Origin of the sequence: Desulfurella sp., from assembly GCF_023256235.1 — a bacterium.
Taxonomy (GTDB): Bacteria; Campylobacterota_A; Desulfurellia; order Desulfurellales; family Desulfurellaceae; genus Desulfurella.
In genome coordinates this window covers 20,071-26,551 of record NZ_JAGDWY010000022.1, presented here as the reverse complement: position 1 = coordinate 26,551, position 6,481 = coordinate 20,071, and the positions used below count along the sequence as shown (strand labels likewise).

Below are 6,481 nucleotides of genomic sequence, written 5' to 3'. Positions count from 1 at the left end.
TATCATTTTTATAATGAGATCATCTGGTACAAGCTCACCTTTTTCCATATATTGTTTGGCTGTAAGGCCAAGATCTGTTTCATTTTTTACTTCGTTTCTTAAAATATCGCCAGTAGATATTTGAATTATTGAATATTTTTTAATTATATTTTCCGATTGAGTACCTTTTCCTACACCAGGAGCTCCCAGTAATATCAAAATCACTTATTTACCTCCTTTTTTCAAAAAACCATCATAATTTCTCATGTAAAGATGAGCTTGTATTTGCATTATTGTATCAAGCGCAACCTGCACAACAATCAATACAGCAGTGCCACCAAAATAAAATGGTACACTAAAATGTTGCATCAAAATCCATGGCAATACACAGACAAATGATAAATAAATACCACCTACAAAAGTAAGCCTTGTAAGTATCCAATCAAGAAAATCAGCTGTATATTTACCTGGTCTTATACCCGGTATAAAACCACCATTCTTTTTAAGATTATCTGCTACATCTTTTGGGTTAAAGGCAATAGATGTATAAAAATAAGCAAAAAAGAAAATCAATATAACATAGAATACATTGTATAAAGTTCCACCTGGATTTAGCCAGTTAGATATTTTTTGAATGAAAGGCACATTTATAACTTTGGCTATAGTTGCAGGAAACAACATTATAGAAGAAGCAAAAATAGGTGGAATTACACCTGAAACATTAATTTTTAATGGTATGTAGCTACTTTGCGCATTATATAGACGCTTGCCTACCATCCTTCGAGGATACTGAACAGTTACTCTCCTTTGAGCTAACTCAACAAATATTATTAGTGCAATAACTCCAACTACTATTACAAAAATTAGAAGCAGCGCCAATATTGACATATCACCAGAGCTTACCAAGTTAAAAGTGTTACCTATAGCAGCAGGAAGTCTTGCAATAATACCTGCAAAAATAATAAGAGATATACCATTTCCGATACCTCGTTCTGTTATCTGCTCACCAATCCACATTAAAAATATAGTACCTGTTGTCAATGTTATGTCTGCAAATATAATAAAACCTATGCCATGCCAAATAACAACAGGTGCATTATTTGGCCCATGCATAGATTGCAAACCTATTGCAATGCCAATTCCCTGCAAAAGCGATATTATCACAGTTAGGTATCTTGTATACTCGGATATCTTTCTCCTACCTGATTCGCCTTCTTTTTTTAATTTTGCAAGCTCTGGACTCACAGCAGTAAACAATTCCAAAATAATAGCAGCAGAAATGTAGGGCATAATACCAAGCGAAACTATACTGAAGTTACTTATAGCGCCACCACTAAAAAGATTGAATAATCCAAGTGCGGTAGACTGATTCTGGTTTACAAGAGTAGCCAACACATGCGTATCAACACCTGGAGTTGGTATGTGAGCTGCCAATCGAAATACAACAAACATTATAAATGTAAAAAAAAGTCTCTTATTTAGCTCTGGTACATTAAACATGTTTGAATAATCTTGCATTAAAGAACCTCAAATGTAGAATTCGATTGTTCAATTTTACTGATTGCTTGCTTTGAAAAAGCATGCGCTTTAATATTTAATTTTTTTGACAACGTACCGTTTCCTAGAATTTTGACCAACCTTTTACCACTTACCAGTCCTTTTGATATAAGTGTTTCAAGTGTAACTTCATCGTTTTCATTAAATTTTTTATCCAATACATGAAGATTTACAATATCGTATTCCGCTTTGAATTGGTTTTTAAAACCCCTTTTTGGCAATCTTCTATAAATAGGTGTTTGTCCACCTTCATAATAAGCACTTAAGTGACCATGACCACTTCTTGCTCTTTCACCTTTATTACCTTTGCCTGCTGTGGTACCATAGCCACTTGCATCGCCTCTTCCAACTCTTTTGCGCTTATCAACTATTTTTGGTAATTCAAATAATTGCATATTAATACTCCTTATTCAACTTCTTCAACTTTGACCATAAAATACAACTTTTTAATCATACCTCTTATATGAGGCGTATCTTTTCTTAAAACAAATTGATTTGGCCTTTTTAAACCTAAAGACCTTGCCACTTTTTTTATTTTATCCTTTTGCCCAATGCAACTTCTTGTCATTGTAATTTTAAGTGTCATTGTGCCAATCCCCTTCCTTTCAATATTTCTTCTTTACTTCGTAATAATTTAAGAGCTTTGATAATAGCACTTGCTAAATTAAATGGATTATTTGAACCAATAGATTTAGTAACTATATTTTTAATGCCACATGCTTCTAAAATAGACCTTGCAGTATTACCTGCAATTATGCCAGTACCGGGACGAGCGGGTTTTAATAAAACAATACCGGAACCCTGCTTTGTCTGGATAATATGGGGTATACTACCATCTTCAGTAATAGGGACTCTAAACATTTCTTTTTTAGCTTTTTCTACAGCCTTTTTTATTGCTTCAGAAACTTCTTTTGATTTTCCTAATGCTATACCTACCCGACCATTTCCATCACCTACAACAACTAATGCGTTAAATCTAAATCTCCTACCACCTTTTACAACCTTAGCAACTCTTCCAACTTTTATAACATATTCTTGAAAACCTTTATCCACTTAAACCTCCTAAAATATCAAACCGCCTTCTCTTGCAGCATCTGCTAAGGCTTTAACTTTTCCATGATAAAGATATCCGTTTCTATCAAATACAACATTTGATATTCCTTTTTCTAAAGCTTTTTTTGCTATTAGAATACCTACTTGCTTTGCAGTTTCAATATTGCAACCTTTTACTTTACCTTTTAATTGATTATCTAAACTTGAAGCGCTAATAATTGTATTGCCATTTGCATCATCAATTAATTGAGCATATATATGATTTAAACTTTTAAACACGCATAATCTTGGTTTTTGCTGAGTTCCTCTAATTTTATACTTTATGCGAGTTTTTCTTTTTAATCTTAATTTGTTTCTACTGTGTTTTTTTAACATTCAACCTCCTACTTTCCTGCAGCTTTACCAGCTTTCCTTCTGACTTTTTCATCTTTATATCTGATCCCTTTACCTTTGTATGGCTCAACTTTCTTAAATGCTCTAATATCAGCTGCAACTTGACCCACTAAATACTTATCAATTCCAGATATTGTTAAATTTGTACCAGTTTTGTCCACTTCTACAGTAATACCATCTGGAATCGGATAAAAAATGTCATGAGAAAATCCAAGACTTAACTTTACTTTCTTTGATTCTACACTTGCTCTATATCCAACGCCTTCTATAATTAGCTCTTTTTTAAAACCATTTGTTACACCATAAACAGCATTTGCAATCAAACTCCTATATAAACCATGAAATGCATTAGCTTTTTTGTTTTCTTCATTTATATTTTTAACGATTAAGGTATTGCCTTCTTTAACTACCTCTACGAATTCTGGTTTAATGGTTTGAGTTAAAACTCCCTTGGGACCTTTAATTATTATTTTATCTTTTTCTATATTTAAATCAACGTTTTTAGGCAACTCAATAACTTTTTTACCTATACGAGACATTTTCCCTCCTAAAACAACTCACAAATCAATTCTCCACCTAATCTTTTCTTTTTTGCCTGATAAGTTGTCATGACACCCTGATTGGTCGATATAATACCAACACCCAAACCGCTTACCACCGGCTTAATATCATTTGATTTTACATATACCCTTCTTGATGGTTTGCTTATAATCTTGATTTCACTTAAAGCGGGTTTCTTTCTCTTTTCATCAAGATATTTTAATTCAACTTTTATTTGCGTTTTTAAAGGATCAATAATCTCATAATTTTTTATGTAGCCTTCTTTTTTTAATATTTCGCAGATATTTTTAACAACACTGTTTCCGTATATTATTACATCTGTTTTTTTTGTTGATAAGGCATTTTTTAAACTTGATAATGAATCACTAATTCTATTCATTGATTACTCCTACCAGCTTGCTTTGATTATACCAGGAATTTCTCCCTTTGACGCCAAGTTTCTAAAACAAATTCTACAAATACCAAAATCCCTAATATAACCTCTTGATCTTCCGCAGATATTGCACCTATTTTTAGACCTCACTTTAAATTTTGGTTTCTTTTTTGTTTTTTCAATCATTGCCTTTCTAGCCATTAATCCTCCTAACTTGCTTTTGCAAAGGGCATACCGAAAGCTTTTAATAACTCAAAAGCCTCTTCGTCACTTTTTGAAGTAGTAACAAAAGAAATGCTCATCCCATGAATTTTCAATATTTTGTCGTAATTAATTTCCGGAAAAATTAACTGCTCTGTAACGCCAAATGTATAATTTCCTCGACCATCAAAATTCTTTTTAGAAACACCCCTAAAATCTCTAATTCTTGGTAAGCTAAAACTGATAAACCTTTCTAAAAATTCATACATTCTGTCTTTTCTTAATGTTACCTTGCAACCTATCGGTTGACCTTTTCTCAATTTAAAGTTAGCAATCGATTTTTTAGCTCTTGTAATTACGCCTTTTTGACCTGTTATGGCAGCAAGCTCTTCAAGGGCTGAATCCAGCATTTTAATATCAGTTGCACCTTCTGCCATACCAACATTTATAACTATTTTTTCCAATTTTGGAACCTGCATAACATTCTTATATGAAAACTTCTGCATCATATACGGTACGACGTTTTCTCTATAATGTTTTTTCATATTAGGTATATACAACTTTGAACCTCCGCTATTAAATTGTTTCATTGCATTTTTTGCAAACTCTTACTTTTGTTCCATCATCTAAAATTTTACTTGCAATCCGCGTAGGTTTATTGCAATGTGGGCATACAAGCATTACATTTGATATATCAATTGGTGCTTCTTTTTCTATTATACCACCTTTTGATGTTTGTGTAGCTTTCTCGTGTTTTTTAATTATCTTTATACCCTCAACTATCACTCTGTTATTCTTTGGCACAAAAGATATAATTTTTCCTGTTTTTCCTTTGTCTTTTCCAGCTATAACCTTAACTAAATCACCTTTTTTAAGTTTTGTTTTCATCTGTGAGTATATATTAGCCATCTTTTTCACTCCTTATAGAACCTCTGGGGCCAAAGATATAATTTTCATAAAATCTTTCATCCTAAGCTCCCTTACTACGGGCCCAAAAATTCTTGTTCCGATTGGTTCCTTTTGATTATTAATTATAACAGCGGCATTTTCGTCGAACCTAATATAAGAACCGTCATCCCTTCTAAATTCTTTTTTAGTTCTAACAATTACAGCTTTAACTACATCACCTTTTTTTACTTTACCATTTGGTATTGCTTCCTTGACAGATGCCACAATAATATCGCCAACATAAGCATACCTTCTTTTGGAACCCCCAAGGACTTTTATGCACATTATTTTTTTTGCTCCAGAATTGTCTGCTGATTTAAGCATTGTATATGGTTGTATCATATTTCATCTCCCAATCCAGAGTATTTTTGCACAATTTTAAGCAACCTAAAACTTTTCTGTTTTGATATAGGCCTACAACTTATAAATTGAACAATATCGCCAACTTTTGACTCATTTAGCTCATCATGAACTTTGAATTTTTTTGTTTTTTTAACGTATTTTTTAATTTTTGGGTGCAATTTGTACTCTTCAACTCTAACTACTCTAGTTTTATCCATTTTGTCACTAACTACAATACCTTCTCCAACAAATTTACTCATAAGGCTTTCTCCAATTGTTTAACTCTTGTTAAAATACGCGCTAAGTCTTTTCTTAAATTTTTCATTCTTTTGGGATTTTCTAATTGCTCAAAACCTTTTTTCAACCTTAAACGCATAAGTTCTTCTCTAATTTTTTGCTCTGTTTCTCTTAAAGTTTTTATATCCATAGCAGCTATATCATTTTTCTTCATAGCCACTCTCCGCTTTTTACAAATTTAGTCTGTATATTTAATTTGGAAGCAGCTAACTCAAAAGCACTTTTTGCCAATTCTTCAGATACACCGCCAATTTCATATAAAATCCGTCCGGGCTTAACTATACAAACCCACTTTTCAATTGAACCCTTTCCTTTACCCATCCTTGTTTCAGCTGGTTTCTTAGTAAGTGGAAAATCTGGAAATATTCTTATCCAAACCTTACCTTGATGTTTTAGTCTTCTGTTTATAGCAACTCTAGCAGCTTCTATTTGATTGCTTGTTAGTTCGCCTCTTCCAATAGCTTTCAAGCCATACTCGCCAAATGCAAGATCGCTTCCTCTTTTTGTTAAACCTTCAACGCCACTTCTGTTGCGCTGGTATTTTCTATATTTTGTTTTCTTTGGCATTAACATAAACATTACTCCTTTAATCCATTACATAGCCTTTAAAGACCCAAACTTTTATACCTATTATACCTGCAGTTGTCAAACTTTCTGCAAAACCATAATCGATGTTTGCCCTAAGTGTGGTAAGTGGCACACGCCCCTCTTTTATCCATTCTGTACGAGCCATTTCGACACCACCAAGTTTGCCCGCACACTGAATTTTAATTCCCT

The 6,481-nt window shown here is 32.8% G+C and carries 15 protein-coding genes and 1 pseudogene; all 16 read right to left on the bottom strand.

The features are described from left to right. On the bottom strand, nucleotides 1–204 hold a 204-nt coding region (locus tag Q0C22_RS02125), incomplete at its 3' end, for a nucleoside monophosphate kinase (RefSeq protein WP_291490433.1). Next, the gene (gene secY / locus Q0C22_RS02120) at nucleotides 205–1,497 is read right to left on the bottom strand and encodes a preprotein translocase subunit SecY (RefSeq protein ID WP_291490432.1); all 1,293 of its coding nucleotides are present in this window, start codon (nucleotides 1,495–1,497) and stop codon (nucleotides 205–207) included. Next, entirely contained in the window at nucleotides 1,497–1,931 is a 435-nt protein-coding gene (gene rplO, locus Q0C22_RS02115) for a 50S ribosomal protein L15 (protein WP_291490431.1), read from the bottom strand. The genes secY and rplO overlap by 1 nt, the downstream gene beginning before the upstream one ends. 11 nt (nucleotides 1,932–1,942) lie before the next feature. After that, nucleotides 1,943–2,122 carry a 50S ribosomal protein L30 gene (rpmD, locus tag Q0C22_RS02110; RefSeq protein WP_025391472.1) on the bottom strand — a complete coding sequence of 60 codons (180 nt, stop codon included), beginning with the start codon at nucleotides 2,120–2,122 and terminating at the stop codon, nucleotides 1,943–1,945. Further along, nucleotides 2,119–2,589 carry a 30S ribosomal protein S5 gene (rpsE, locus tag Q0C22_RS02105; RefSeq protein ID WP_291490430.1) on the bottom strand — a complete coding sequence of 157 codons (471 nt, stop codon included), beginning with the start codon at nucleotides 2,587–2,589 and terminating at the stop codon, nucleotides 2,119–2,121. The genes rpmD and rpsE overlap by 4 nt, the downstream gene beginning before the upstream one ends. A gap of 9 nt (nucleotides 2,590–2,598) precedes the next feature. After that, nucleotides 2,599–2,964: a 50S ribosomal protein L18 gene (gene rplR / locus Q0C22_RS02100; protein ID WP_291490429.1), complete on the bottom strand. Its 366-nt coding sequence runs from the start codon at nucleotides 2,962–2,964 to the stop codon at nucleotides 2,599–2,601. Nucleotides 2,965–2,972: 8 nt separating this feature from the next. Then, complete coding sequence (rplF, locus tag Q0C22_RS02095; protein ID WP_291490428.1) at nucleotides 2,973–3,521, bottom strand: 50S ribosomal protein L6; 549 nt, start codon at nucleotides 3,519–3,521, stop codon at nucleotides 2,973–2,975. An 8-nt stretch (nucleotides 3,522–3,529) separates the two neighbouring features. Beyond that, complete coding sequence (gene rpsH, locus Q0C22_RS02090) at nucleotides 3,530–3,922, bottom strand: 30S ribosomal protein S8 (protein ID WP_291490427.1); 393 nt, start codon at nucleotides 3,920–3,922, stop codon at nucleotides 3,530–3,532. Between the two features lie 9 nt (nucleotides 3,923–3,931). Then, nucleotides 3,932–4,117 carry a type Z 30S ribosomal protein S14 gene (locus tag Q0C22_RS02085; RefSeq protein ID WP_291490426.1) on the bottom strand — a complete coding sequence of 62 codons (186 nt, stop codon included), beginning with the start codon at nucleotides 4,115–4,117 and terminating at the stop codon, nucleotides 3,932–3,934. 8 nt (nucleotides 4,118–4,125) lie between these two features. Further along, a complete protein-coding gene (rplE, locus tag Q0C22_RS02080; RefSeq protein WP_367172083.1) occupies nucleotides 4,126–4,707 on the bottom strand; it encodes a 50S ribosomal protein L5 in 582 nt (193 codons plus the stop codon). After that, nucleotides 4,694–5,026 carry a 50S ribosomal protein L24 gene (gene rplX / locus Q0C22_RS02075; protein WP_367172082.1) on the bottom strand — a complete coding sequence of 111 codons (333 nt, stop codon included), beginning with the start codon at nucleotides 5,024–5,026 and terminating at the stop codon, nucleotides 4,694–4,696. The genes rplE and rplX overlap by 14 nt, the downstream gene beginning before the upstream one ends. A 12-nt stretch (nucleotides 5,027–5,038) precedes the next feature. Continuing rightward, nucleotides 5,039–5,407, bottom strand: a complete 369-nt coding sequence (gene rplN / locus Q0C22_RS02070) for a 50S ribosomal protein L14 (RefSeq protein ID WP_025391464.1) — start codon at nucleotides 5,405–5,407, stop codon at nucleotides 5,039–5,041. Continuing rightward, complete coding sequence (rpsQ, locus tag Q0C22_RS02065) at nucleotides 5,404–5,667, bottom strand: 30S ribosomal protein S17 (RefSeq protein WP_291490425.1); 264 nt, start codon at nucleotides 5,665–5,667, stop codon at nucleotides 5,404–5,406. The genes rplN and rpsQ overlap by 4 nt, the downstream gene beginning before the upstream one ends. Continuing rightward, nucleotides 5,664–5,858, bottom strand: a complete 195-nt coding sequence (gene rpmC, locus Q0C22_RS02060; RefSeq protein WP_291490424.1) for a 50S ribosomal protein L29 — start codon at nucleotides 5,856–5,858, stop codon at nucleotides 5,664–5,666. The genes rpsQ and rpmC overlap by 4 nt, the downstream gene beginning before the upstream one ends. Continuing rightward, nucleotides 5,855–6,277, bottom strand: coding sequence for a 50S ribosomal protein L16 (gene rplP, locus Q0C22_RS02055; protein ID WP_291490423.1), 423 nt, complete (start codon nucleotides 6,275–6,277; stop codon nucleotides 5,855–5,857). The genes rpmC and rplP overlap by 4 nt, the downstream gene beginning before the upstream one ends. Nucleotides 6,278–6,290: 13 nt before the next feature. Beyond that, nucleotides 6,291–6,481, bottom strand: a pseudogene (gene rpsC, locus Q0C22_RS02050) (30S ribosomal protein S3); the annotation flags it as partial.